Annotated in this window: 19 protein-coding genes; 16 read left to right on the forward strand and 3 right to left on the reverse strand. The window is 73.3% G+C overall.

Annotated elements, in window-relative coordinates:
• Window positions 1-24 precede the first annotated feature (24 nt).
• Window positions 25-1,770 (forward strand): 2-succinyl-5-enolpyruvyl-6-hydroxy-3-cyclohexene-1-carboxylic-acid synthase, encoded by a 1,746-nt coding sequence (menD, locus tag SGUI_RS14155; protein WP_237141372.1) that lies wholly within the window; start codon window positions 25-27, stop codon window positions 1,768-1,770.
• An 84-nt stretch (window positions 1,771-1,854) separates the two neighbouring features.
• Here the strand turns inward: menD and SGUI_RS14160 are convergent, their stop codons facing one another.
• Entirely contained in the window at window positions 1,855-3,171 is a 1,317-nt protein-coding gene (locus SGUI_RS14160; protein ID WP_066641372.1) for a GNAT family N-acetyltransferase, read from the reverse strand.
• Window positions 3,172-3,233: 62 nt separating this feature from the next.
• Here SGUI_RS14160 and SGUI_RS14165 point away from each other — a divergent pair, with 62 nt between their 5' ends.
• Both SGUI_RS14165 and SGUI_RS14170 read left to right on the forward strand, forming a co-directional pair.
• Window positions 3,234-4,418, forward strand: a complete 1,185-nt coding sequence (locus SGUI_RS14165; protein ID WP_191090920.1) for an MFS transporter — start codon at window positions 3,234-3,236, stop codon at window positions 4,416-4,418.
• Window positions 4,418-4,930: a GNAT family N-acetyltransferase gene (locus SGUI_RS14170; protein WP_066641374.1), complete on the forward strand. Its 513-nt coding sequence runs from the start codon at window positions 4,418-4,420 to the stop codon at window positions 4,928-4,930. Before SGUI_RS14165 ends, SGUI_RS14170 begins: the two co-directional genes overlap by 1 nt.
• Window positions 4,931-4,940: 10 nt before the next feature.
• Here the strand turns inward: SGUI_RS14170 and SGUI_RS14175 are convergent, their stop codons facing one another.
• A complete protein-coding gene (locus SGUI_RS14175; protein ID WP_237141373.1) occupies window positions 4,941-6,275 on the reverse strand; it encodes an isochorismate synthase in 1,335 nt (444 codons plus the stop codon).
• 38 nt (window positions 6,276-6,313) lie between these two features.
• Here SGUI_RS14175 and SGUI_RS14180 point away from each other — a divergent pair, with 38 nt between their 5' ends.
• Entirely contained in the window at window positions 6,314-7,018 is a 705-nt protein-coding gene (locus SGUI_RS14180) for a demethylmenaquinone methyltransferase (RefSeq protein WP_066643449.1), read from the forward strand.
• Window positions 7,019-7,042: 24 nt separating this feature from the next.
• Here SGUI_RS14180 and SGUI_RS14185 read toward each other — a convergent pair whose 3' ends face one another.
• Entirely contained in the window at window positions 7,043-10,786 is a 3,744-nt protein-coding gene (locus SGUI_RS14185) for a tetratricopeptide repeat protein (RefSeq protein ID WP_066641378.1), read from the reverse strand.
• A gap of 158 nt (window positions 10,787-10,944) precedes the next feature.
• On the opposite strand from SGUI_RS14185, the gene SGUI_RS14190 reads away from it, so the two are divergent.
• The 12 genes from SGUI_RS14190 (at window position 10,945) to nuoK (ending at window position 23,654) form a co-directional block, all read left to right on the forward strand.
• Window positions 10,945-12,240, forward strand: a complete 1,296-nt coding sequence (locus SGUI_RS14190) for a geranylgeranyl reductase family protein (RefSeq protein ID WP_066641380.1) — start codon at window positions 10,945-10,947, stop codon at window positions 12,238-12,240.
• An 86-nt stretch (window positions 12,241-12,326) separates the two neighbouring features.
• Window positions 12,327-12,692, forward strand: coding sequence for an NADH-quinone oxidoreductase subunit A (locus SGUI_RS14195; RefSeq protein ID WP_022925194.1), 366 nt, complete (start codon window positions 12,327-12,329; stop codon window positions 12,690-12,692).
• Window positions 12,693-12,726: 34 nt separating this feature from the next.
• Window positions 12,727-13,281 (forward strand): NADH-quinone oxidoreductase subunit B, encoded by a 555-nt coding sequence (locus SGUI_RS14200; protein ID WP_066641382.1) that lies wholly within the window; start codon window positions 12,727-12,729, stop codon window positions 13,279-13,281.
• A 179-nt stretch (window positions 13,282-13,460) separates the two neighbouring features.
• Window positions 13,461-14,138, forward strand: coding sequence for an NADH-quinone oxidoreductase subunit C (locus SGUI_RS14205; protein ID WP_066643450.1), 678 nt, complete (start codon window positions 13,461-13,463; stop codon window positions 14,136-14,138).
• Window positions 14,138-15,541 (forward strand): NADH-quinone oxidoreductase subunit D, encoded by a 1,404-nt coding sequence (locus SGUI_RS14210; RefSeq protein WP_066641384.1) that lies wholly within the window; start codon window positions 14,138-14,140, stop codon window positions 15,539-15,541. Before SGUI_RS14205 ends, SGUI_RS14210 begins: the two co-directional genes overlap by 1 nt.
• Entirely contained in the window at window positions 15,538-16,485 is a 948-nt protein-coding gene (nuoE, locus tag SGUI_RS14215; protein WP_237141374.1) for an NADH-quinone oxidoreductase subunit NuoE, read from the forward strand. The genes SGUI_RS14210 and nuoE overlap by 4 nt, the downstream gene beginning before the upstream one ends.
• Entirely contained in the window at window positions 16,482-17,795 is a 1,314-nt protein-coding gene (gene nuoF, locus SGUI_RS14220; protein ID WP_066641385.1) for an NADH-quinone oxidoreductase subunit NuoF, read from the forward strand. The genes nuoE and nuoF overlap by 4 nt, the downstream gene beginning before the upstream one ends.
• Window positions 17,792-20,326, forward strand: a complete 2,535-nt coding sequence (locus SGUI_RS14225) for an NADH-quinone oxidoreductase subunit G (RefSeq protein ID WP_066641386.1) — start codon at window positions 17,792-17,794, stop codon at window positions 20,324-20,326. The genes nuoF and SGUI_RS14225 overlap by 4 nt, the downstream gene beginning before the upstream one ends.
• Window positions 20,323-21,756: an NADH-quinone oxidoreductase subunit NuoH gene (gene nuoH, locus SGUI_RS14230; protein ID WP_066641387.1), complete on the forward strand. Its 1,434-nt coding sequence runs from the start codon at window positions 20,323-20,325 to the stop codon at window positions 21,754-21,756. Before SGUI_RS14225 ends, nuoH begins: the two co-directional genes overlap by 4 nt.
• Window positions 21,749-22,465, forward strand: coding sequence for an NADH-quinone oxidoreductase subunit NuoI (gene nuoI, locus SGUI_RS14235; protein ID WP_083190707.1), 717 nt, complete (start codon window positions 21,749-21,751; stop codon window positions 22,463-22,465). Before nuoH ends, nuoI begins: the two co-directional genes overlap by 8 nt.
• Window positions 22,462-23,355, forward strand: a complete 894-nt coding sequence (locus tag SGUI_RS14240) for an NADH-quinone oxidoreductase subunit J (protein WP_066641388.1) — start codon at window positions 22,462-22,464, stop codon at window positions 23,353-23,355. The genes nuoI and SGUI_RS14240 overlap by 4 nt, the downstream gene beginning before the upstream one ends.
• Window positions 23,355-23,654, forward strand: coding sequence for an NADH-quinone oxidoreductase subunit NuoK (gene nuoK, locus SGUI_RS14245; protein WP_066641390.1), 300 nt, complete (start codon window positions 23,355-23,357; stop codon window positions 23,652-23,654). Before SGUI_RS14240 ends, nuoK begins: the two co-directional genes overlap by 1 nt.
• Window positions 23,655-23,658 lie beyond the last annotated feature (4 nt).

The following is a 23,658-nucleotide window of genomic DNA, read 5'->3' on the forward strand; positions in this document are numbered from 1 at the left end:
GCCCCAACTCTAGGCCGGATCGCGGTGATCCGAGGCATCGGCGGCAGCGAGCACGCCCCGTGGGACCATCGGGGCGTGCACCCCTCGACCGCGCTGGCCACCGTCCTCGTCGACGAGCTGGTCCGTGGCGGGGTGCGCGAGGCCGTGCTCGCGCCCGGCTCGCGGTCCGCGCCGCTGGCCTACGCGCTGGCCGAGGCCGACCGCGAGGGGCGGCTGCGGCTGCACGTCCGCGTCGACGAGCGCTCGGCCGGCTTCCTGGCCCTCGGGCTCGCGCGGGGGAGCGGGCTGCCGGTGCCGGTGGTGACCACCTCGGGCACCGCCGTGGCGAACCTCCACCCTGCCGTGCTCGAGGCGCACCACAGCGGCATACCCCTCGTCGTGCTCTCCGCCGACCGGCCCGCCGAGCTGCGCGGGACCGGCGCCAACCAGACGACGGTGCAGCCGGGGATCTTCGCGGGCGCGCTCGCGTGGGAGACCGACCTGCCCGCGCCCGACACGGTGACCGAGGCGGCGGGGGCGCACTGGCGGAGCACGGTATGCCGGGCGCTCGCCGCATCTCTCGGGCGCTGCGGAGACGGGGGACCGGTCCACGTCAACGTCGCCCTGCGCGACCCGCTGGTGCCGGACCTGGGCAGCACCGAGGCGGCGCCGCCGGGGCGGTCCGGGGGCCGGCCGTGGACGGTGGTCGAGGCGCCGACCGTGACGGACGGCGAGCCGGTCGAGGGCGGGGAGCGGACCGTGGTCCTCCTGGGCGACCTGCCCGACCCGGAGCAGACGAGGGCCGCGCTGCGGTGGGCGAGGGAGGCGGGGTGGCCGGTGCTCGCCGAGCCCTTCGGGGTGCTGGCGGGCGGTCCGGGCGTGGTGCCGCACGGCGTGCTCGTCGCCGGCCGGGTGGCGCGCGGCGGGCTCGAGGAGCTGCGGCCCGACCGGGTGCTCACCGTGGGTCGGCTGACCCTCTTCCGCGAGCTCGGCGCCCTGGGGCGGCTGCCCGGGGTGGTGGTCGAGCAGGTGTCGGCGCGCGCGACGTGGACCGACCCGGGGCACGTCGTGAGCCGGGTGCACGGGACGGGCACGCTCGCCTCGCCGCCGGAGCCCCACGCGGGAGCGCAGGACTGGGTGCGCGCCTGGGTCGGGGCCGGGGAGGCGCTCGCCCCCTCGGTGACGTCGGCGATCGCGGAGGGGCCGGTGACCGGCCCGGGTGTCGCGCGCGTCGTCGTGGGCTCGCTCGGGGCCGACGACCTGCTGGTCCTGGGGTCCTCCAACCCGCCGCGCGACGTCGCGCTCGCGCTCGACGGCGGTCAGGAGCCGGTCCGGGTGGTCGCCAACCGCGGGCTGGCGGGCATCGACGGGACCGTCTCGACCGCGGTCGGGGCGGCCCTCGCGACCGGCGCGCGGACGACGGCCCTGCTGGGCGACCTCACCTTCCTGCACGACACGGGCGGGCTGGTCATCGGCCCGGGCGAGCCCCGCCCGGACCTCACCCTCGTGGTCGTCAACGACGACGGCGGCGGCATCTTCTCGACGCTGGAGTACGGCGAGCCGGCGCGCAGCGACACCCCGGAACGGGCCGCGGCCACCGAGCGGGTCTTCGGGACCCCGCACGGCACCGACCTCGCAGCCCTGTGCGCCGCGCACCACGTCCCCCACCACCTCGCCGGCTCGCTGGAGGAGCTGCGCGCGGTCCTCGCCGAGCCGGCGACGGGCATACGCGTGGTCGAGGTGCCCGTCGACCGGGCCGGTCACCGGCGGCTGCGGGACGCGCTGCGCTGACCCTGGTGCGGAAACGGTGCGTCACATCCGTCGCTCGGACGACGGATGTGACGCACCGTTCCTGCACCACCATCGCTCCGGGCCTCAGAACCCGATCGCCGGCACCGGCTCGCGGTCGGCCCGCATCGCCCGCGACAGCGCCCGAACCGCGCCGGGCGTGCGTTCGGTCACCCCGAGGGTGGGCACCTGGGCGAGCAGCGTCCGCCCGCCGAGGTATGCCGCGCCCATCGCCCCCACCGGCGTCACCACGTCCGGCTCCGCGTCGGTGCGGGCGACCTCGGCCCGGCCCTCCGCGTCGATCTGGAGCCGCCAGCGCCCGGCGTTCCACGGGCATACCTCGTCGGTGACCTCGAGCACCGTCTCCAGCGGCGCACCCTCGGCGTAGCCGCGCTCGGACAGTGCGCGGGGCACGTCGACGAGCCGGACCCAGAGGGCGTCGTAGAGCTGCGCCCCCGCACCGCGGGGGCTGCCCGTCCACCACGCGACCGGGTCGTCGACGGGGCGCGACCAGAACGTGGTCTTCGCGGTGAGGTCGAGGTCCACCAAGCGCCGAGCCAGCGCCAGCAGGCCGGCGTCGTCGGTGGCGCCCAGCTCGGCCACGCCGACCTCGCCGGCCGGTGAGCCGTCGTCCCACTTGCTCTCGCGCCGGAAGACGGCATACCCGGTGACCTGCCCGTCGCGCCGGGCGAGCAGCAGCCGCCGCGGTTCGGCGCTGCCGCGGGCCTTCGGGTGGTCGCGGAAGGCGAACCAGCGCTGGGCGAGGGCCTCCGGTCGGGTGACCGTGCCGAGCGCCGTCGCGGCGCACGCCAGGTGTGCCTCGTGGAGCACCGCGAGGGCGGCCTCGGAGTCCAGGGTCACCACGTGCGTCGCCACCTCGTCGGCCTGCGCCGCGAGCGCGGCGGGCGCCCTCAGCTCGGTGCCGCGGCCCAGCGTGAGCTTGGCCTCGACCGAGGCGCAGCCGTAGCCGAAGCGCCCGTAGATCCCGGTCTCCGAGGCGTGCAGCCCGGCCAGGGCACTCTCGCCCCGATCGTGGACCCGGTGCAGGTGGTCGGTCATCATCGCCCGCAGGACGCCGCGGCGCCGGGCGTCCGGGTGGACGCTGACGAAGGTCAGGCCGTCCATCGGCACCCGGGTCAGGGCGCCGGCCGCGGCGGGCACGGTGAGACCCATGTCGAAGGCGCTGTAGAAGGCCATGAGCGGCGTGGCCTCACCCTCCTCCACCTCGCCCGGGAGCGCGCCGCCGGCCCGGACCAGGCCGCGCGCGTGCCGCAGGTCGACCTCGTCGTCCAGCTCCTCGAGCGACTTGCCGGGCGTGACGCTGAACCACACCGTCTCGGTGAGGTCGCGGATCCGCGCCAGGTCGTCGGTGGTCAGGTCGGTGAAGGTGAACTCGGTGGGCACCGGGCCAGTCTGGACCATCTAGGCTGGCGTGTCGGGGGATTTTCCGGAGCGGAGGACAGCAGGTGCAGCGGGACGTGCGCGGGTCCGTGCTCGCCGTGCTCGTGGTCTTCGCCAGCTCCGGGTATGTCCTCGGCCAGGCCCTCGCCCGGGTCCCCGCGGTGCGCGACCACCTCGGCGCCGACACGGCGCAGCTCGGCCTGGTGCTCATGGGGATGGGGCTGGGCTCGCTGCTCGCGATGCCGTTCACCGGCCGGGCGGTCGACCGTTTCGGGTCGCGCCGCGTCGTGATCGCCACCGTGCTGCTCGGCTGCGCCAGCTGGGGGCTCGTCGCGGTCGCGCCCTCGGTCCCGGTGCTGCTCGGCATCCTCCTGCTCACCGGGATGAGCCTCGGGATGTGGGACGTGACGATGAACATCCAGGGGACCCACGTCGAGCAGGTCCGGGGCCGCTCGCTCATGCCCTCCTTCCACGCCGCCTACTCCGCCGGTGCCGTGCTCGGCGCTGGCTCGGGCGCGCTGGCCGCCTACCTCGGGATCGGGCTCGGGCAGCTCCCTGTGCTCGCCGCGGTGGCGGCGGTGGCCGGGGTGTGGGGCGCGAGCAGGTTCGTGCCGGAGGTCACCCAGGAGGGGCCGGAGGAGGACAAGGAGGAGCCGGTCGCCCGCCGCGGGATCACCCGGGTCGAGATCGCCATCGGGGTGATCTGCCTGGCCGGGGCCCTGGCCGAGGGGTCGGCCAACGACTGGCTCGCGCTGCTGCTCGTGGACGTCCACGGCGCCCCGGCGGCCTTCGGAGCGCTCGCCCTCACCGCCTTCAACCTCACGATGATGATCGGGCGGCTGGCCGGTGGCCCGGCGATCGACCGTTTCGGTCGGGCCGGCGTGGTCCGGGCCGGGGCGGTGCTGGCCGGCGCAGCCATCCTGCTGGTGACGCTCACCGGCTCGCTCGCGCTGGCGCTCGTCGGCGGCCTCCTGTGGGGCCTCGGGGTGGCCACGATCTTCCCGGCGGCGATCTCCGCCGCGGGGGAGGTGCCGGGCCGGGGCAACCGGGCGATCACCTCGGTGTCGACCATCGCCTACGGCGCCTTCCTCTTCGGCGCCCCGACGATCGGCGTGCTCGCCGAGGCCGTCGGGCTCGACCGCGCCCTCTTCCTCGTCGTCGGCTTCCTCGGGCTGCTCGTCGTGCTGTCGCCGGTGATGCGGGAGAAAAGCGCTGGCCGGGACCGCCGGTCGGCCGCCATCCTGGGCTGATGCTCACCCTGCGACCGCCCACCGTGCAGGACGAGCCTGCGCTGCGCCGGATGCACGAGCAGCTGGCCGCCGAGTCCTTCGACTTCCTGCTGGCCGAGGGGCCGTGGGCGCAGATCCTGGCCCAGGTGCAGGCGGAGTCCGAGGGTCGCGACCTGCTGCCGGGCCGCGTGCGGGCGGACTTCCTCGTGGCGGCGGCCGAGGGCATACCGGTCGGGCGGGTGTCGATCCGGCACGAGCTCTCGCCGTTCCTGCGCGAGGTCGGCGGCCACGTGGGGTATGCCGTCGCCCCCGAGTTCCGCCGCCGCGGCCACGCCACCCAGATCCTGCGGCTGTCGGTGGAGCGGCTGCGCGGCCTCGGGGTCGAGCAGGTGCTCGTGACCTGCGACGACGACAACCTCGCGTCGGCTGCGACCATCGAGCGCTGCGGGGGTGTCCTGGAGGACGTGCGCGCCCGGCCTGGCGGCGGCATGCCCAAACGCCGCTACTGGATCGGCGGCGCCCCCGGGCGTTGAGAGCCAGGGATCAGGCGTCGGCGAGGCCGAGGGCGTGGCGCATGGCGGTGAGCTTGACCTCGGTCTCGGCCAGCTCGGCGGCGGGGTCGGAGGCCGCGACGATGCCGCCCCCGGCGAAGATCCGCATCGAGTGCCGGTCGTCGGCGAGCTCGCCGCAGCGCAGCGCGATGCCCCAGTCGCCGTCGCCGGAGCCGTCCATCCAGCCGACCGGACCGGCGTACCGGCCGCGGTCCATGCCCTCGAGCTCCCCGATGACCGCGGCCGCGGCCTCCGTGGGCGTGCCGCAGACGGCGGCCGAGGGGTGCAGCGCCGCGGCCAGCCGCAGCGAGGTCGCCTCGCTGTGCATCGTGCCGGTGAGGTCGCTGGCCAGGTGGTAGACGTCGGGCAGCTCGAGCACGTAGGGCGCGTCGGGCACCATGAGGTCGCTGCAGTGCGGGGCCAGCGCCTCGGCGACGGAGCGCACCGCGAAGGCGTGCTCGTCGAGGTCCTTGGTGCTGCTCACCAGCCGCAGCCGCGGGTCCATCGGGTGGGCCCGGTCGCCCGCGCCGGGGACTGCGGTGTCGTGAGCGGGTATGCCGTTGGGCCGGCGGATCGTGCCGGCCAGCACGCGGGAGCGCACCCTGCCGCCCTGCAGCCGGACGAGCATCTCCGGGGTGGCGCCCACCAGGCCCGCCACGGCGAAGGTCCAGGTGGCGGCATACCTGCTCTGCAGGCGCTCCAGGACCGGGGCGATCCGCACGGCCCGCCCCTCCCGGTGCCGCACCCGGACGTCGCGGGCCAGCACGACCTTGTCCACCTCGCCCCGGCCGATCCGGCGCACCGCCGCCGCGACCACCCCGGGCCAGGCGTCGGCGCCCACCGACCCCTCGGACTCGGTCAGCGGGTCGAGCACCGCGATGTCGGCGTTGGTCCGGCCCAGCAGCTCGGCCGGGTGCTCGACCGGCCACGGCTCGTCGCCGGCCACCACCTGGGTGACCCAGGAGAGACCGTCGCGGCGTCCGATGACGATGCGCGGGATCGTCAGCACGCTGGCGTCCTGCGAGTCGGGGGAGAAGGTGAAGGAGCCGAAGGTCACGAGCCCGGTGCCGGGCAGGCGGACCTCGTCCTCGACCTCGGCGGCGGCGCGGACCTCGGTCCACCAGGCCTCGGCCTCGCCGAACCGGTCCGGGCCGGTGGTGGTGATCTCGGCCACCCGGCCCCAGCCGACCAGGCCGTCGCCCTCGCGCAGCCAGGCCGCGACCTCGCGCGGGTCGACCTCGTCGGGCACCCGGGTGAGCAGGTCGCCCGGGGCGTCGACCGCGAGGGTGCGGGCGCGCAGGCGGGGGATGGTGCGGGTCACAGCCACAGCCGACCACTGTAGGACGTGATGGGAAGATGGCCCGCATGAGCCCGACACGCGCCGACCTCGACAAGCAGCCGCACGAGGTGGCCCGGATGTTCGACGGCGTGGCCCGGCGCTACGACCTCACCAACACCGTGCTCAGCGGCGGCATGGACCACCTCTGGCGGCGCGCGGTCGTCACGGCGGTCGACGCGACCGAGGGGGACCGGGTCCTCGACATCGCCGCGGGCACCGGCACCTCGAGCGAGCCGTATGCGGACCGCGGCGTCCAGGTGGTGCCCGCGGACTTCTCCCTGGGCATGCTCACCGAGGGCTACCGCCGTCGTCCCGACCTGCCCTTCACCGCGGCCGACGCGATGCGGCTGCCCTTCGCCGACGACTCCTTCGACGTCGTGACGATGAGCTTCGGGCTGCGCAACGTCGCCGACGTCGACGCGGCCCTGCGCGAGTTCCTCCGTGTGGTCCGCCCGGGTGGCCGGCTCGTCGTCTGCGAGTTCAGCCAGCCGGTCGTGCCGGTCTTCTCCACCGTCTACAACAACTACCTCATGCGCGCCCTGCCCCGCGTGGCCCGCCGCGTCAGCTCCAACCCGGAGAGCTACGTCTACCTCGCCGAGTCGATCCGCGCCTGGCCCGACCAGCGCGCGCTGGCGCAGCAGGTCCGGTCGGCGGGCTGGGAGCAGGTGCGCTGGCGCAACCTCAGCGGCGGGGTCGTCGCGCTCCACTACGCGGTGGCCGCCGGCCGCTGACCGGAGCTTGACGCGGGGGCCGCGTCAGTCCGAGCCGTAGGCGTTGCGGGCGATCTCGACGAGCCGCCGGCACGCGTCGAGCTCGGTGGTGTCGCCCCCGGGGGCCTGCTCGAGCCCGGGGACGGCCTGCACGAGGTCCTCCACGCACCGGGGATCGCCGGCGAAGAGGCGGATGTAGCCGAGCCGGAGCCGGGCATACCCCAGGTCGTAGGGACGCGAGGAGGGGTTCGCCTCGACGAGCGAGACGTACTCCTCGAGGTAGGGCGCCACCGGGGCGACGCGGTCCGCCGTGGCCTCGCCGCCCTCCTCGCCCTCGACGGCACCGACGGCGCTGTTGGCGAGGGCCGCCAGGAGCGCCTCGTAGACGGGGCTGCGCGGGCCGTAGGCGGCGCGCACCGGGCCGGCCAGGCGTAGGCCGAGGTCGAAGGCCGCCGAGCCGGTCCCGGGCGCACGCTGCATGGCCCACATGAGGCGGGTGCCGGCCCGCAGTGTCGCCTGGTGCGCGGCCCCGAGCCCGGACCCGGCGGCGTCGTAGGTCTGTTGCAGCAGGAGCACCGCCTCGCCCGCATGCCCGGACTCGGAGAGCACGTCGCCGAGGGAGGTCCTCAGCCAGAGCACCTGGGGGTCGCTGTCGCTGCGGGCCTCCTGGAGATCCTGGAGCGCGTCGAGGAAGGCCGTGACCGCCTCCTCGCTCCGCCCCGCGAGGTGCAGCGTCAGGGCGCGCTCGCTGCGCAGCTGGACGACGGGTGACGAGGCAGGTCCGAGCACCCCCGTGAGCCGGGCGATCTCGTCCTCGACAAGGGCCAGCGCGACCACGTGGCGCCCGGCCGAGCGGTGGGCGAAGGCGAGCTCGGCCACCGTCGACGCCACGGCGGCGGGGTCCGCGGTCGCGGTCGCCCACTGGCCGTCGAGCAGCTGCTGCAGGATCGCGACGGCGGCGTCCGGTCCGGCCGCGGTCGCGACGCTGACGGCGGCCTCGCGGGTCGCCCGCACCGCGAGCCAGTGACCACGGCCCAGCGCCGCGGCGGCCTCCTCGGCGACGCGCCGCTGCTCGGGCGCGCCCGCGTGCGGGCCCTCGGTCTCGGCCACGAGCTGGGCGACCGCCCTCCGGGCGTCCAGGGTGAGGGCGTCGTGGGGCCCGAGGACGCGTGCCAGGTCGCCGGCGACCTGGTCGTACTCGGTCCGCGCTTCTCCGGACCGGCCCTGCGCCGCCAGGAGCGCGGCCCGGTCGCGCCGCGCCCGCAGGGTCGCCGCCCCCTCCCGTCCCGCGCCGAGCTCGCTGCGCCGGACCAGCTCGTCCCGGACCCGGAGCGCCTCCCCGCCCCGCCCGATGTCGGCGAGCATGTCGGCATACCCGTCGAGGGCCCAGAGCGCCTCGGGGTGGAACGGGCCGACCCCGTCGTCCACCTCCCGGCACAGCGCCTGGTATGCCTCGGCCGCCTCGGTGAACCGGCCGCCCGAGACGACGTCCGACAGCACCTGGCGCCGGCTCCACAGCGTGTCCGGGTGCAGCGGCCCCAACGCCCGCGAGCGCCCCTCCAGCACGACCGCGGTGAGCGCGCGCGCCTCCTCGCGCGACCCGGCCTCGCGCAGGTCGTAGGCCAGGTTGGCCCGCAGCAGCAGCGTGGCCTCGTCGTCCGGGCCGAGGGCAGCCTCCGCCCGGCGGACCAGGTCGCGGCGGGCGGTCACCGCCTGGTGCACCTGGCCCCGTTCGCTCAGGGCGATCGTTGTGAGGTTGGCCGTCCGCAGCGTGCGCGGGTCGACCTCGCCGTGCCTCGCGGCCGTGGCGCGCTCGAGCTGCTCCAGGTCCTCGAGCCGCGGTCCCAGGCGACCGGTGCCCAGGTTGGCGAAGAGCTGGAAGCGCGCGTCGAGCAGGTCGGGGTCGTCGGCCGGCCGGGTCCGCCCCAGGTCGGCGACGAGGGAGTCGAGGGTCTGCTCGGCGTCGGCCTGGCGCCCGAGCAGGCGCTGCGCGTGGCCGAGCTCCCGGCGCACGTGCAGGCCGTCGTCCGACAGAGGGTCGAGGCGGGAGAGCGCGGTCTGCGCGACCCGGACCCGTTCGCGCAGCTCACGCGGGTCGGCGCGCAGCAGGTCGAGCAGCGCCAGGGTGGCCGAGGCCAGGACGCCGGGGTCGTCGACGAATCCCTCCGCCTCGAGGGCCAGCAGGAGCCGGGCCGCGTGCTCGCGCTGATCGACGTCGGGCTCGGCGGCGACCGAGCCGGCGAGCCGTGCCGCCAGGAGGTTCTTCACGACGCGGATCTCGTCCTCGAAGAGGTAGGACCGCTGGTCCTCGACGGCGACCTGCAGCTGGTCGGGCTCGGAGAACCGGCGCAGCGTGTCGGTGACGGCGCGCGCCCAGGCGTACGACGTCGAGGCCGCCTCCAGGGAGTCGGCGACCTCGGCGGCGTCCGGCAGCTCCAGGGCCTGCAGGGCCTCGACCATGAGGTCCTGGTTCCACAGCGGCGAGCGCCCGGTGTCGGGCTCGAGCACGACCGGTATGCCCAGGGTCGCGACCGCGAGCGCGTGGCGCACCGACTCGGGAAGCTCGATCCAGTGCTGGCGGTAGAGGCCACGCACCGTGGCGGGCAGGTGGTCGATGTCGGCGGCCGTGAGGCGCAGCTCCCGGTCGCGGAAGCGGCGCCGGACCCGGTCGATCTGGCAGAACAGCTCGAGGGCGAGGGGGTTGGCGTAGCGGTCCACGACGAGCCGCTCGGTGGCGCCGTCCACCCGGGGGTAGTAGTGGCGAAGGATGGCCGACAGGTCCTCCCCGCCGAGCGGGTCGAGTCCTGCTCCCGCGGGGAAGGGGGAGGGCAGCGGTGTGCCGTCCTCGCTGGAGACCCGGACGAGGTGCTCGCCCAGGTCGGCCCACGCCGCGGCGACCTCCGGGACCTCGGTCAGGTGGCCGGGCCAGCCGGTGGAGACCACGAGGACCGCGCGGTCGGAGGAGACGAGACGGCTCAGCACGTCGACGAGCAGCGGGTCGGCGTCATGGAGGTCCTCGACCACGAGCACGGCCGGCAGCTCCGGGCGCGCGAGCCGGGTGAGCATCGCGACCACCTGGTCGCCGATGTCGTCGTGCTGGGGGGTGACCGCCCCGGTGCTCTCGAGGCGGGTGCGACGCTCGCCGCGGTCGCGGCCCTTGCTCCACGCCCACTCGCCCACCCAGCGCACGAGGCCGAGCCCGGGCACGGCGGCGCCGAGCGCCTCCTGCACCACGGTGTCGGCCAGGTGCATCGCCCCTTCGTCCGCCGCGGCGAGCGCGAATGCGCGGGCGTCGTCGGCGCCACGGCCCGTGCGCGGCAACCGGCGCCAGGCGTCGTCGAGGTAGGGCCCGTGCGCCTCGAGCACGCCGATGTCCTGGGCGAGGGCGATGGAGGCGACGCCGTGCCTCGACGAGCAGCTGATGCCCCACCAGAGGTAGGACGGGAGGCTTCCCGGCTCGTGGGTGACCTCGGGGTTGACCTTCTTCCGCCGCGCCGAGACCTCGGCCGCGTCGACGGCGCCGTCGACGCTGATGTGCGGTGGCCAGTACGCCGGATCCTGCTGCCCTGCCGCGAGCGAGGCGTACAGCTCCCGGGCGACGCGGGTCTTGCCCCACCCCGACGGCGCCTCCAGCGACACCCAGCGCGACGGCCCGCCGCTCCGCAGCTCCTCGACCACGGCGGCCAGCCCCTCGACCAGCGCCCGGCGCGGGGCGCCGACGAAGCGCGGTTCGGCGCTGCGCGGGCCCGGACCGACCGGGTCGAGGGCGTCGTGGGCGTCACGGTCCACGGGGGACAGTCTAGGAGGACCGGCAGCGCACGCTCCGGATGAAATAGGACAAGGTTCCTGACGTATTTGCTCTGAGGCGTCCCTGCGCCGATCGGGGACCCCCGGAGGCCTAGACTTCGGGAGTTCGTGAACGTCGTCACAAGCGAGGCGCCAACACCGTGAGTGAGCAGGTCGAGACAGCCGACGTCATCGTCGTCGGCGCCGGGCCGGGAGGTTCGAGCTCTGCCGCCTACCTCGCCTCCCACGGCCTCGACGTCCTGCTGCTGGAGAAGTCGACGTTCCCCCGCGACAAGATCTGCGGCGACGGGCTGACGCCGCGCGCGGTCCGCGAGCTCATCCACCTCGGCGTCCCGATCGACGAGGCCGACGGCTGGCACCGGACCCGGGGTCTGCGCATCATCGGCGGCGGGATGCGCCTGGAGCTGGACTGGCCCGGCAACGCCACCTTCCCGCCCTTCGGCCTGGTGCGGACCCGCCAGGACCTCGACGAGATCCTCGCCCGCCACGCCGCCGCCCGGGGCGCCCGGCTGCTCGAGGGCATCAACGTCCAGACGCCGGTGCTGGACGAGCGGGGGCACATCTGCGGTGTGGAGGCCAAGGTCATGGGGCCCGACGGACGGGCCACGGGGGAGCGGCGCGAGTTCCGCGCCCGCGTCGTCGTGGCCGCCGACGGCAACTCGAGCCGGCTCTCGCTCGGCATGGACCGCCCCAAGCGCGACGACCGGCCCATGGGGGTCGCGGTCCGCGCCTACTACGAGACCCCGCGGCACGACGACCCCTACCTCGAGTCCTGGCTGGAGCTGTGGACCAAGGACGCGCAGGGCGAGCGGGACGAGCTCATGCCCGGCTACGGCTGGATCTTCCCGCTCGGCGACGGCACCGCCAACGTCGGGCTCGGGATCCTCGACACCTCCGAGGCCTTCGGCACCTTCGACTACCGCGACGTCATGAAGCGCTGGATCGACACGATGCCGGGCGACTGGGGCTTCTCCGAGGAGACCCGGCAGGCCCCGATCCGCGGTGCCGCGCTGCCCATGTGCTTCAACCGTCAGCCGCTCTACGACCGGGGGCTGCTGCTCGTCGGCGACGCCGGCGGCATGGTCAACCCGTTCAACGGCGAGGGCATCGCCGAGGCGATGGAGGCCGGTCGGCACGCCGCCGAGGTCATCAGCGCGGCGCTGGCCCGGGCCACCCCGGGGGAGCGGGAGGCCGTCCTGCGCAGCTACACCGCGGCGATGAAGGACTCGCTCGGGGGCTACTACACCCTCGGTCGCGGGTTCGCGACCCTCATCGGCAAGCCCGAGATCATGCGGCTCGCCGTGAAGTACGGACTGCCGCGCCGCTCGCTCATGCGGCTGCTCCTCAAGATCATGGCCAACCTGCCGCAGGAGCGCGGCGGGGGGCTGGACGACCGGGTCATCAACGCCCTGAGCAGGATGACTCCGGCGGCATGAGACGCTGTGTTGACCCTAGGATAAGTATGCGCGCGATTCCGGCGAGCCCAGCGGTGGGCCTGTCCCGAAAGGAGTGCTGAGGCGAGATGGACTACCACCCGTATCTGCCCATCATCTTCTTCCTCTTCTTCGGCCTGCTCTTCGCCTTCGGCTCCGTCTTCGGCGGCGGGCTGCTGGGACGGGTCACCTACAACCGCGCCAAGGCCGAGGCCTACGAGTGCGGGATCCAGCCGACGCCCCAGGCGCACGAGGGCGGGCGCGTGCCGGTCAAGTACTACCTCACGGCGATGCTCTTCATCGTCTTCGACGTCGAGGTGCTCTTCCTCTACCCCTTCGCCGTGGCCTTCGACCAGGTCGGGCTGTTCTCGGTGCTCGCGATGCTGCTGTTCCTCGTCGTGGTCTCCGTGCCCTTCGTCTACGAGTGGAGCAGGGGTGGACTGGAATGGGACTGAATTCGATGAATGCTGAGAGTGTGGTGAGCTGACGATGGGTCTCGAGGACAAGATTCCCGGTGGGATCATGCTGACGACGGTCGAGGGACTGGCCGGTCAGCTGCGGCAGTACTCCGTCTGGCCGGCGACCTTCGGCCTGGCCTGCTGCGCCATCGAGATGATGGCCGTCGGCACGCCCGACTACGACATCGCCCGGTTCGGGATGGAGCGTTTCGCCGCCACCCCGCGGCAGGCGGACCTCATGATCGTCGCCGGTCGCGTGTCGCAGAAGATGGCGCCGGTCGTGCGTCAGGTCTACGACCAGATGCCCAACCCCAAGTGGGTCATCTCCATGGGTGTCTGCGCGAGCTCGGGCGGCATGTTCAACAACTACGCGATCGTGCAGGGCGTGGACCACATCGTGCCCGTGGACGTCTATCTCCCCGGCTGTCCGCCGCGCCCGGAGATGCTGCTCAACGCCGTCCTGGAGCTGCACAAGCAGATCCGCGAGTTCAAGTTCTCCGTCAACCGCGAGGCCGCGGCCCGCGCGGCCGAGGCGGCCGCCATGAAGGCGATGCCGACCTCCGAGATGAAGGGGCTGCTCGCGTGAGCGCGGACGACACCACGCGTGACGACAGCGCCGGCGACAAGGTCGAGACCGGCCCGGAGACCCCGAACCGCGAGCCGGCGACGCAGGAGACCACCCTCGACGAGGAGCACGCCCCCTCGCGGACCGAGGACCAGAAGGTCGACACCGGGACCGCCCAGGAGACCGCCGGCGGCTCGGTCGTGGCGGCCCAGGCCGCCGGCGAGCCGGTCGTCATGGCCCGCAAGCAGGGGATGTTCGGCGGGTCGATGGGTGGCGACACCTCGGGCTACGGCGGGCTGGACGCGCCGGTGCTCTTCCCGGGCGCCGCGGAGCGTCCCTACGGCTCCTACTTCGACGAGGTCGTCGACGCGCTGCAGGCCGCGGCGCCCGACGCCTTCGCCGCCGGGCTGGAGCGCGTCGTGGTCGACCGCGGCGAGCTGACGCTGCACGTGCACCGCGACCACTTGCAGAGCCTGGTGCGCCCGCTGCGGGACCACCCGCGGCTGCGCTTCGAGATCTGCACGGGGGTCTCGGGCGTCCACTGGCCCCAGCAGACCGGCGCCGAGCTGCACGCCGTCTACCACTTCCAGTCCATCACCCACGGGGTGCGCCGGGTGCGGATCGAGGTCACCTGCCCGGACGAGGACCCGCGCATCCCCTCGATCGTGGGCATCTACCCGGCCAACGACTGGCACGAGCGCGAGACCTGGGACATGTTCGGCATCGTCTTCGAGGGACACCCGGGCCTCACCCGCATCCTCATGCCGGACGACTGGCCCGGCCACCCGCAGCGCAAGGACTACCCGCTCGGCGGTATTCCGGTCGAGTACAAGGGGGCCACCATCCCGGCCCCCGACCAGCGGAGGAGCTACACCTGATGGCGACCACGCACGACCAGACCCAGGCCGACCAGGGCGCGGACTACCTGGACGACACCCCGACCGACCTGTACGCCGAGGGCGGCCCGACCGCGGACTCCGTCGACGGCGGCGCCGTCTACACCGCCGGCGGTGGCGACTGGGACGACATCGCCAAGGACGTCGCGACCCTGGGCGCGGAGCGGATCGTCGTCAACATGGGCCCCCAGCACCCCTCGACGCACGGCGTGCTCCGGCTCATCCTCGAGCTGGACGGCGAGACGGTGCGCGAGGCCCGCGCCGGCATCGGCTACCTCCACACCGGCATCGAGAAGAACATGGAGTACCGGACCTGGGTCCAGGGCACCACGTTCTGCACCCGGATGGACTACCTCACGCCGATCTTCAACGAGGCGGCCTACTGCCTCTCGATCGAGAAGCTGCTCGGGATCACCGACCAGATCCCGCAGCGCGCGAGCGACATCCGGGTCCTCATGATGGAGCTCAACCGGATCGGCTCCCACCTCATCGCCCTCGCGACCGGGGGCATGGAGCTGGGCGCGACCACGGTCATGACCATCGGCTTCCGCGAGCGCGAGCGGATCCTGCGCTTCTTCGAGGCCGTCTCCGGGCTGCGCATGAACAACGCCTACGTCCGTCCCGGCGGCGTCGCCCAGGACGTGCTGCCCGAGCACCTCACGCAGTTCGAGGAGGAGCTGCCGGCGCTGCGCCGCGGCATCGGCGAGCTGGAGAAGCTGCTGCTGGAGAGCCCGGTCCTCAAGGGCCGCACGGTCGACGTCGGCTACCTGTCCCTGGCCAGCTGCATGGCGCTGGGGATCACCGGCCCCATCCTGCGCTCCACCGGACTGCCGCACGACCTGCGCAAGGACGAGCCCTACTGCGGCTACGAGACCTACGACTTCGACGTCGTCACCCGCCGTGACATGGACGCCTACAGCCGCATCTGCATCCGGCTGGACGAGATCTGGCAGTCGCTGCGGATCGCGGACCAGGCCATCGCCCGGCTCCGTGCCAGCGAGGGTCAGCCGGTGATGGTGGCCGACAAGAAGATCGCCTGGCCGGCCCAGCTCTCGGTCGGCGCGGACGGCCAGGGCAACAGCCTGGACCACATCCGCCGGATCATGGGCGAGTCGATGGAGTCCCTCATCCACCACTTCAAGCTCGTCACCGAGGGCTTCCGGGTCCCCCCGGGCCAGGCGTATGCCGCGGTGGAGTCGCCCAAGGGCGAGCTCGGGGTGCACTCGGTGTCCGACGGCGGCACCCGCCCCTACCGCGTGCACTTCCGCGACCCCAGCTTCAACAACCTGCAGGCGGCCTCGGCCATGTCGGAGGGCAGCCTGGTCGCCGACGTGATCGTCGCGGTGGCCTCGATCGACCCGGTGATGGGAGGAGTGGACCGATGACGGCCCATGAGCAGGAGGACATGCGCAGCCAGCTGGAGGAGGCCTCCGAGCGCCGGGTGCACCACAGCTCGGCGGGTCACGACGACCACGGCCCGCTGCACCACCACACGCCGCTGCACGCCTCGGACGAGGCATACCCGGAGGACGTCCTGGCCCAGCTCGTGGCGGACAGCGAGCTGATCATCGCGCGCTACCCGCAGAAGCGCTCGGCGCTGCTGCCGATGCTGCACCTGGTGCAGTCCGTCGACGGCTACGTCACCGGCCGCGGGGTGCGGCTGTGCGCCGAGCTGCTCGAGCTCACGACCGCCGAGGTCAGCGGGGTCGCGACGTTCTACACGCAGTACAAGCGCCACCCCAACGGCGAGTACACCGTCGGCGTCTGCACCAACACCCTGTGCGCCATCATGGGCGGCGACCAGATCTTCGACGAGGTCAGCGAGCACCTCGGCATCGGGCACGACGAGACCACCGAGGACGGCAAGATCACCCTCGAGCGGGTCGAGTGCAACGCGGCCTGCGACTTCGCGCCGGTGGTCATGGTCAACTGGGAGTTCTTCGACGACCAGACCCCGGAGAGCACGAACGAGCTGGTCGACCGGCTGCGCGCCGGTGACGACGTCACGCCCACCCGCGGACCCTCGCGGGTCTGCACCTTCAAGCAGGTCTCGCGGGTCCTCGCAGGCTTCCCCGACGGCCTGGCCGACGAGGGACCGGGCGCCGGGCTGCCCTCGCTGCGCGGCACCCTGCTGGCCAAGGAGAAGGGGTGGACGGCGCCGCGACCGGAGCCGGAGACCGACAACGAGCCCACCCCCGAGGGCCAGGCGGGCGGGCTCGCGCCCGGCCACCCCGACTCGGTGAACACCGGCGCCAACGAGGCCGACGAGGTCCCCACCTCCGAGGGCGTCAAGGACGTCGACCAGACGCACGAGGGAGACGACGCGTGAGCACGCAGCTGACCCCGATCCTGTCCGCCTTCTGGGACGTCGAGCGGTCGTGGACCCTGGAGACCTACGAGCAGCACGAGGGCTACGACGGCCTGCGCGCCGCCCTCAAGATGGACCCCACCGACCTCGTCGCCGCGGCCAAGGAGTCCGGGCTGCGCGGGCGCGGTGGCGCCGGCTTCCCGACCGGCATGAAGTGGGGCTTCCTGCCCCCGCCGGACGGCGGCCCCCGCTACCTCGTCGTCAACGCCGACGAGTCCGAGCCGGGCACCTGCAAGGACACCCCGCTCATGATGGCGGCCCCGCACTTCCTCATCGAGGGCATGATCATCACCTCGTTGGCGATCGACTGCCACCACGCCTTCATCTACGTGCGCGGCGAGATCGTGCACGTCTACCGCCGGCTGCTGCGCGCCGTCGAGGAGGCGTACGCCGCGGGCTACCTCGGCAAGGACATCCTCGGCACCGGCTTCGACCTGGACATCACCGTGCACGCGGGTGCAGGGGCATACATCTGCGGCGAGGAGACGGCGCTGCTGGACTCGCTCGAGGGTCGCCGCGGGCAGCCGCGGCTCAAGCCCCCCTTCCCGGCCGTCGCCGGCCTCTACGCCCGGCCGACCGTGGTCAACAACGTCGAGTCCATCGCCTCGGTGCCCTCGATCGTGCTCCACGGCGCGGACTGGTTCGCCGGCATGGGCACCGAGAAGTCGCAGGGCTTCGGGCTGTTCAGCCTCTCCGGCCACGTCGAGCGCCCGGGCCAGTACGAGGCGCCGCTCGGCATCACGCTGCGCGAGCTCATCGACATGGCCGGCGGCATGCGCGGCGGCAAGAAGCTGAAGTTCTGGACGCCGGGGGGCTCCTCGACGCCGATCTTCACCGACCAGCACCTGGACGTGCCGCTCGACTTCGAGTCCGTCGCCGCCGAGGGCTCGATGCTGGGCACCCGCGCGCTGCAGATCTTCGACGAGAGCGTCTCGGTGGTCCGCGCGGTCTCGCGCTGGATCGACTTCTACGCCCACGAGTCCTGCGGCAAGTGCACCCCCTGCCGTGAGGGCACGTTCTGGCTCAAGCAGATCCTCGAGCGGCTGGAGGCCGGCCGTGGCCACGAGGGCGACATTGAGAAGCTGGACGACATCTGCGACAACATCCTCGGCCGCAGCTTCTGCGCGCTGGGTGACGGTGCCGTCAGCCCGGTGACCTCCGGCATCAAGTACTTCCGCGAGGAGTTCGAGCAGGGGATGCACACCCCGTGGCACGAGCTCTTCCCGGCCGAGCGCAACACCCTCTTCGCGAAGGAGAGCCAGCCCGCATGAGCGTCAAGACCGAAGGACCGTCGCAGGAGGCCATCGAGGCCGAGGTCGACGTGAAGATGGTCGACCTGACCATCGACGGCGTCGACGTCTCGGTCCCCGACGGCACCCTGGTCATCCGGGCCGCGGAGCAGGTCGGCATCCAGATCCCGCGGTTCTGCGACCACCCCCTGCTGGAGCCGGTGGGTGCCTGCCGCCAGTGCCTCGTCGACGTGTCGACCCCGGACCGCGAGGGCAACCTCAAGCCGATGCCCAAGCCGCAGGCCTCCTGCACCATCGCGGCCTCGCCGGGCATGGTCGTCAAGACCCAGCACACCTCCGAGGTCGCCGACAAGGCGCAGCAGGGCGTCATGGAGCTGCTGCTCGTCAACCACCCGCTGGACTGCCCGGTCTGCGACAAGGGCGGCGAGTGCCCGCTGCAGAACCAGGCGATGTCCGACGGGCGCCCCACCTCGCGCTTCGAGGACATCAAGCGCACCTTCCCCAAGCCGGTCAACATCTCCAGCCAGGTGCTCCTCGACCGCGAGCGTTGCGTGCTCTGCGCACGGTGCACCCGCTTCTCCGACCAGATCGCCGGCGACCCCTTCATCGCGCTCATCGAGCGGGGTGCGCTGCAGCAGGTCGGGATCTACGAGGAGCAGCCCTTCGAGAGCTACTTCTCCGGCAACACGGTGCAGATCTGCCCGGTCGGCGCGCTGACCGGCGCGGCATACCGCTTCCGGTCCCGGCCCTTCGACCTCGTCTCCACCGAGAGCGTCTGCGAGCACTGCGCCGGCGGGTGCGCGATCCGCACCGACCACCGCCGCGGCACCGTGCTGCGCCGGATGGCGCTCGACGACCCCGAGGTCAACGAGGAGTGGAACTGCGACAAGGGTCGCTGGGCCTTCGCCTACCCGACCCTCCCGGACCGGCTGAACGACCCCGTCGTGCGCGGTGCCGACGGTGACTACGCCGTCACCTCCTGGCGCGACGCCTACGCCGCGGCGGCCGCCGGCCTGGCCGGGGCCCGCGGGACCGGCGGCGTCGGGGTGCTCCCCGGCGGCCGGGGCAGCGTCGAGGACCTGTATGCCTACGCCAAGTTCGCCCGGGTCGCCCTGGGGACGCACGACGTGGACCACCGCGCCCGCCCGCACAGCGCCGAGGAGAGCGACTTCCTCGCCTCGACCGTGGTCGCCACCCGCGACGTGAGCTACGGCGACCTCGAGACGGCCGGCTCGGTCCTGCTCGTCGGCCTGGAGGCCGAGGAGGAGGCCGCCATGGTCTTCCTGCGGCTGCGCAAGGCCATGCGCAAGAGGGGCACGCAGGTCTACTCCGTCGCCCCCTACGCCACCCGTGGGCTGGAGAAGATGGCCGGCACGCTGCTGCCGGCCGCCCCGGGCACGGAGGCCGAGGTGCTGCAGGCGCTCACCGCCCGCCGGGAGCAGGGCGAGCAGGAGCAGGTCGACGGCGCGGCCATGCCGCTGGAGCAGGACAGCTACGACGCCGCCTCCGACGCGCTCGGCGCCCGCGCGGTCATCCTCGTGGGCGAGCGGCTGGGCATGGTGCCCGGCGCGCTGTCCGCCGCCGTGCGGCTCGCCGAGACCACCGGGGCGCGCCTGGCCTGGGTGCCCCGTCGTGCGGGAGAGCGCGGCGGTGTCGAGATGGGCACCCTGCCCGGCCTGCTGCCGGGCGGCCGACCCGTCGCCGACGCCACCGCCCGCGACGAGGTCGCCGGGCGCTGGGGGATCGACGGCGCTGCCCTGGCCTCCGGCCCGGGCCGCGACGCCACCGCGATCCTCGAGGCCGCGGCCGCCGGGGAGCTGGGGGCGCTCGTCGTGGGAGGCGTCGAGATCGACGATCTGCCCGACCCCGAGCTCGCCCGCCGTGCGCTGGCCCGCGCCTTCGTCGTCTCCCTCGAGGTCCGCGAGAGCGCGGTCCACGAGTACGCCGACGTCATCCTCCCCGTGGCCCCCCACCAGGAGAAGGCCGGCTCCTTCCTCAACTGGGAGGGTCGCCCCCGGCCGTTCGACCGGGCGATCGAGTCCGGCGCGAGCTCGGACCACGTCGTCCTGGACCGGCTGGCGGCCGCGATGGGCGCCCCGCTGGGCACCGGGACCCTCCCGGTGGTCCGGCAGGAGATCCAGGCGCTGGGCAGCTGGTCCGGCACCCGGGCCACAGTCCCGGACGTCCCCGCCACCGGCCCCGCGGCCGTGGGCCCGGGCGAGGCGGTCCTCGCGACGTGGCACCAGGTGCTCGACGCCGGCCGGCTGCAGGACGGCGAGCCCTTCCTCGCCGGCACCCGGCACACCCCGGTGGCGCGCATCTCCGCCCGCACCGCCGCCTCGCTCGGCGTCGTCGACGGCGACCCGGTCGCGGTCTCGACCGACCTGGGCCGGATCGAGCTGCCGGCGGCGATCACCCCGATGCCCGACGACGTCGTGTGGGTGCCCGCCAACCAGGTCGGCTCCACCGTGCGGCCGACCCTCGGCGTCGGCGCCGGCGACGTCGTGCGCCTGACCGGCGCCCCCGCCCAGACCACGCGAGGTGAGGCATGAGCCTGCTGACGGCATACCCCGAGATCGCGGCGAGCGTCCCGCTCCTCACCGAGGACCTCCCCGCCGCCGACTTCAGCGACACCCCCTGGTGGCTCTCGCTCATCAAGGCGACGCTGCTGTTCGTCTACGTCATGATCTCCGTGGTCATCGTCATCTGGTTCGAGCGGCGCGTCATCGGCCAGATGCAGCAGCGCCCCGGCCCCAACCGGATCGGCCCGCTGGGCATCCTGCAGACCGCCGCCGACGGAATCAAGCTGTTCTTCAAGGAGGACGTCACGCCCAAGGGCGCGGACAAGCTGATGTTCTACGCGGCGCCGCTCATCGTGGCCTCGCTCGCCTTCGTCTCCTTCGCCATCATCCCCATGGGCGGCGACGTGCGGATGTTCGGCCACACCACGCCGCTGCAGCTCACCGACACCCCGGTGGCGGTGCTGCTCGTGCTCGCGGTGGCCGGCGTCTCGGCCTACGGCTTCGTGCTGGCCGGGTGGTCCTCGGGCTCGACCTACCCGCTGCTCGGTGGCCTGCGCTCGACCGCCCAGGTCATCTCCTACGAGATCGCGATGGGTCTGTCCCTCGTCGCGGTCTTCCTCTACGCCGGGTCGATGTCGACCAGCCAGATCGTCGAGGCCCAGCAGCAGACGACGGTCCTCGGCATCCCGCTGTGGTACGTCGTGCCGCTGTTCTTCAGCTTCGTCGTCTACGTCATCACGATGATCGGCGAGACCAACCGGCTGCCCTTCGACCTCGCCGAGGGCGAGGGCGAGCTCGGCGGCGGGTTCCACACCGAGTACTCCTCGATGAAGTTCGGCATGTTCTTCCTCGGCGAGTACATCAACATGTTCACCGTCTCGGCGCTGGCGACCACCCTGTTCATGGGCGGCTGGCACGCGCCGTGGCCGCTCAACCTCATCGGTGACGGCATGCTCGACCAGGGCTGGTGGGGTCTGCTGTGGTTCACCGCCAAGATGTGGGCCTTCATCTTCTTCTACGTCTGGGTCCGTGGGTCGCTGCCCCGCGTGCGTTACGACCAGTTCATGGCGCTGGGCTGGAAGATCCTCATCCCGCTGTCCCTCGTCTGGGTCGTCGCGGTCATGCTCATCCGCTCGGCGCAGGAGGGCTACTTCGGCGAGGGCCGTTGGGTCACCGTGGTCACCCTCGGTGGCATCGGCCTGTTCGTCCTCATCGGCATCCTCGTCTGGGACCGGTATGCCCAGCGCCGCGCCGCGGCGAAGGAGGAGGCCCGCGAGGTCCCCGAGGAGATCGACCCCTTCGCGGACGGATACCCTGTCCCGCCGATGCCCGGTCAGCGGCTGGTCGAGCCGCGGCCCGCCGTGGAGCAGGCGGCCCCGGTGACCGTCCCGGCCGGGGCGCGACCCACCGACGACGCACGCACCAGCCCGACCGACGAGGAGAAGGAAAGCCGTGGCTGACCCCACCGAGCCCGACAACGCCCGCGAGCCCGCCCGCCGGCCGGAGGCGACGACCCCGGTCCGCTCGGGCGACGTCGGTCCGTCCGGCGGCAAGAAGGAGCCCGGTGTCCTGGGCCAGCTCTTCGCCCCCGTCGCCGGCTTCGGCGTCACCTTCGCGACCATGTTCCGCAAGGTCCCGACGCAGGAGTACCCCGAGGTCAAGCGTCCGACGGCCACCCGCTACCACGGGCGGCACCAGCTCAACCGGCACCCGGACGGGCTGGAGAAGTGCGTCGGCTGCGAGCTGTGCGCCTGGGCCTGCCCGGCCGACGCGATCTACGTCGAGGGGGCCGACAACACCGACGAGGCCCGCTTCAGCCCCGGTGAGCGCTACGGCCGCGTCTACCAGATCAACTACCTGCGCTGCATCTTCTGCGGCCTGTGCATCGAGGCGTGCCCGACCCGCGCGCTGACGATGACCAACGAGTACGAGCTGGCCGACTCCGAGCGCGCCCCGCTCATCTACGAGAAGCACCAGCTGCTGGCCCCGCTGCGCCCGGACATGCTCACCCCGCCCTTCCCCATGGTCGAGGGCATGGAGGAGCGCGACTACTACCAGGGCAAGGTCACCGGCGCGAGCCAGGACCAGCGGGAGTACGTCGAGGCGCGCGAGGCCGACCAGGCCGACAAGGTGGACGCCGCGGCCGCCGAGGCGGAGGCGACGTCGTGACCCCGGACCGGATCGACGGCATGGAGCTCGGCCTCTTCTGGGTGCTCGCCGTCGTCGCCGTCATGGGTGCGCTGGGGCTGCTCTTCGCCCGCAAGGCGGTGCACGCCGCGATGGCCATGGCCATGACGATGATCAGCCTCGGCGTCATCTACATCGTCCAGCGGGCCGAGTTCGTCGGGATCATCCAGATCTTCGTCTACTCCGGCGCCGTGATGATGCTCTTCCTCTTCGTCGTCATGCTCGTCGGTGTCGACTCCTCGGACTCCACCGTCGAGACGCTGCGCGGCCAGCGCGTCTGGGCCTTCGGCCTGGGGGCGGTCTTCGTCGTCGTCGCCGCCCTGGGCCTGGCGCGCGTGTCCTGGCCGGACGCGGTCGGCCTCGAGGAGGTCCAGACCGAGGGCAGCGTCACCGCGCTGGCCCGCGAGATCTTCGAGCGCCAGGTGCTGACCTTCGAGACGCTCGGGGCGCTGCTCGTCATCGCGGTCATGGGGGCCATGGTGCTCGCGCACCGCGAGCGGCTCACGCCGCGGCGCACGCAGCGCGAGGTCTCGCAGGAGAAGCTGCGCTCGGGCGAGTGGCTCTCCGGCAAGCCCAACCCGGGTGTGTATGCCCGGCACAACGCCGCGGACACCCCTGCCCTGGCCCCGGACGGGACCCCCGTCGAGGAGTCGGTGCCGCGCGTGCTCGTGGCGCGCGGCCAGGTCACCAACCCGACCGAGTACCGTCTGGCGGGCGCGACCGCACGGCCCGACGGACAGCCGCCGGCCGACCTCGCGCCCGAGGACCTGCCGACGGGGACCAACGCCGCCGTCGACCAGCAGGGCCACGACATGGAGCCCGACGACACCGGCGGTGACGCCACCGAGGAGCAGGGGAGGAGCGAGCGCTGATGGGGCTCGAGGCATACATCTATCTGTCCGTGGTGCTCTTCGCGCTCGGCTCGATCACGGTGCTGACGCGGCGCAACACGATCATCGTCTTCATGGGCATCGAGCTCATGCTCAACGCCTGCAACCTGGCGCTGGTCACCTTCGCCCGCATCCACGGCACCCTCGACGGCCAGGTCTACGCCCTGTTCGTCATGGTCGTCGCGGCGGCCGAGGTGGTCGTCGGGCTGGCGATCATCATGTCCATCTTCCGTGCGCGCCGGTCGGCCTCGGTCGACGACGCCAACCTGCTGAAGCTGTAAGGAG

Origin of the sequence: Serinicoccus hydrothermalis (genome assembly GCF_001685415.1) — a bacterium.
GTDB lineage: Bacteria > Actinomycetota > Actinomycetes > Actinomycetales > Dermatophilaceae > Ornithinicoccus > Ornithinicoccus hydrothermalis.

Excerpts from the sequence above, each read along its gene's own strand:
- SGUI_RS14200 (WP_066641382.1), top strand. The coding sequence starts at position 12,727 with ATGGGTCTCGAGGACAAGATTCCCGGTGGGATCATGCTGACGACGGTC.
- nuoK (WP_066641390.1), top strand. The coding sequence starts at position 23,355 with ATGGGGCTCGAGGCATACATCTATCTGTCCGTGGTGCTCTTCGCGCTC.
- SGUI_RS14180 (WP_066643449.1), top strand. The coding sequence starts at position 6,314 with ATGAGCCCGACACGCGCCGACCTCGACAAGCAGCCGCACGAGGTGGCC.
- SGUI_RS14195 (WP_022925194.1), top strand. The coding sequence starts at position 12,327 with ATGGACTACCACCCGTATCTGCCCATCATCTTCTTCCTCTTCTTCGGC.
- nuoH (WP_066641387.1), top strand. The coding sequence starts at position 20,323 with ATGAGCCTGCTGACGGCATACCCCGAGATCGCGGCGAGCGTCCCGCTC.
- nuoE (WP_237141374.1), top strand. The coding sequence starts at position 15,538 with ATGACGGCCCATGAGCAGGAGGACATGCGCAGCCAGCTGGAGGAGGCC.
- SGUI_RS14170 (WP_066641374.1), top strand. The coding sequence starts at position 4,418 with ATGCTCACCCTGCGACCGCCCACCGTGCAGGACGAGCCTGCGCTGCGC.
- SGUI_RS14225 (WP_066641386.1), top strand. The coding sequence starts at position 17,792 with ATGAGCGTCAAGACCGAAGGACCGTCGCAGGAGGCCATCGAGGCCGAG.
- SGUI_RS14210 (WP_066641384.1), top strand. The coding sequence starts at position 14,138 with ATGGCGACCACGCACGACCAGACCCAGGCCGACCAGGGCGCGGACTAC.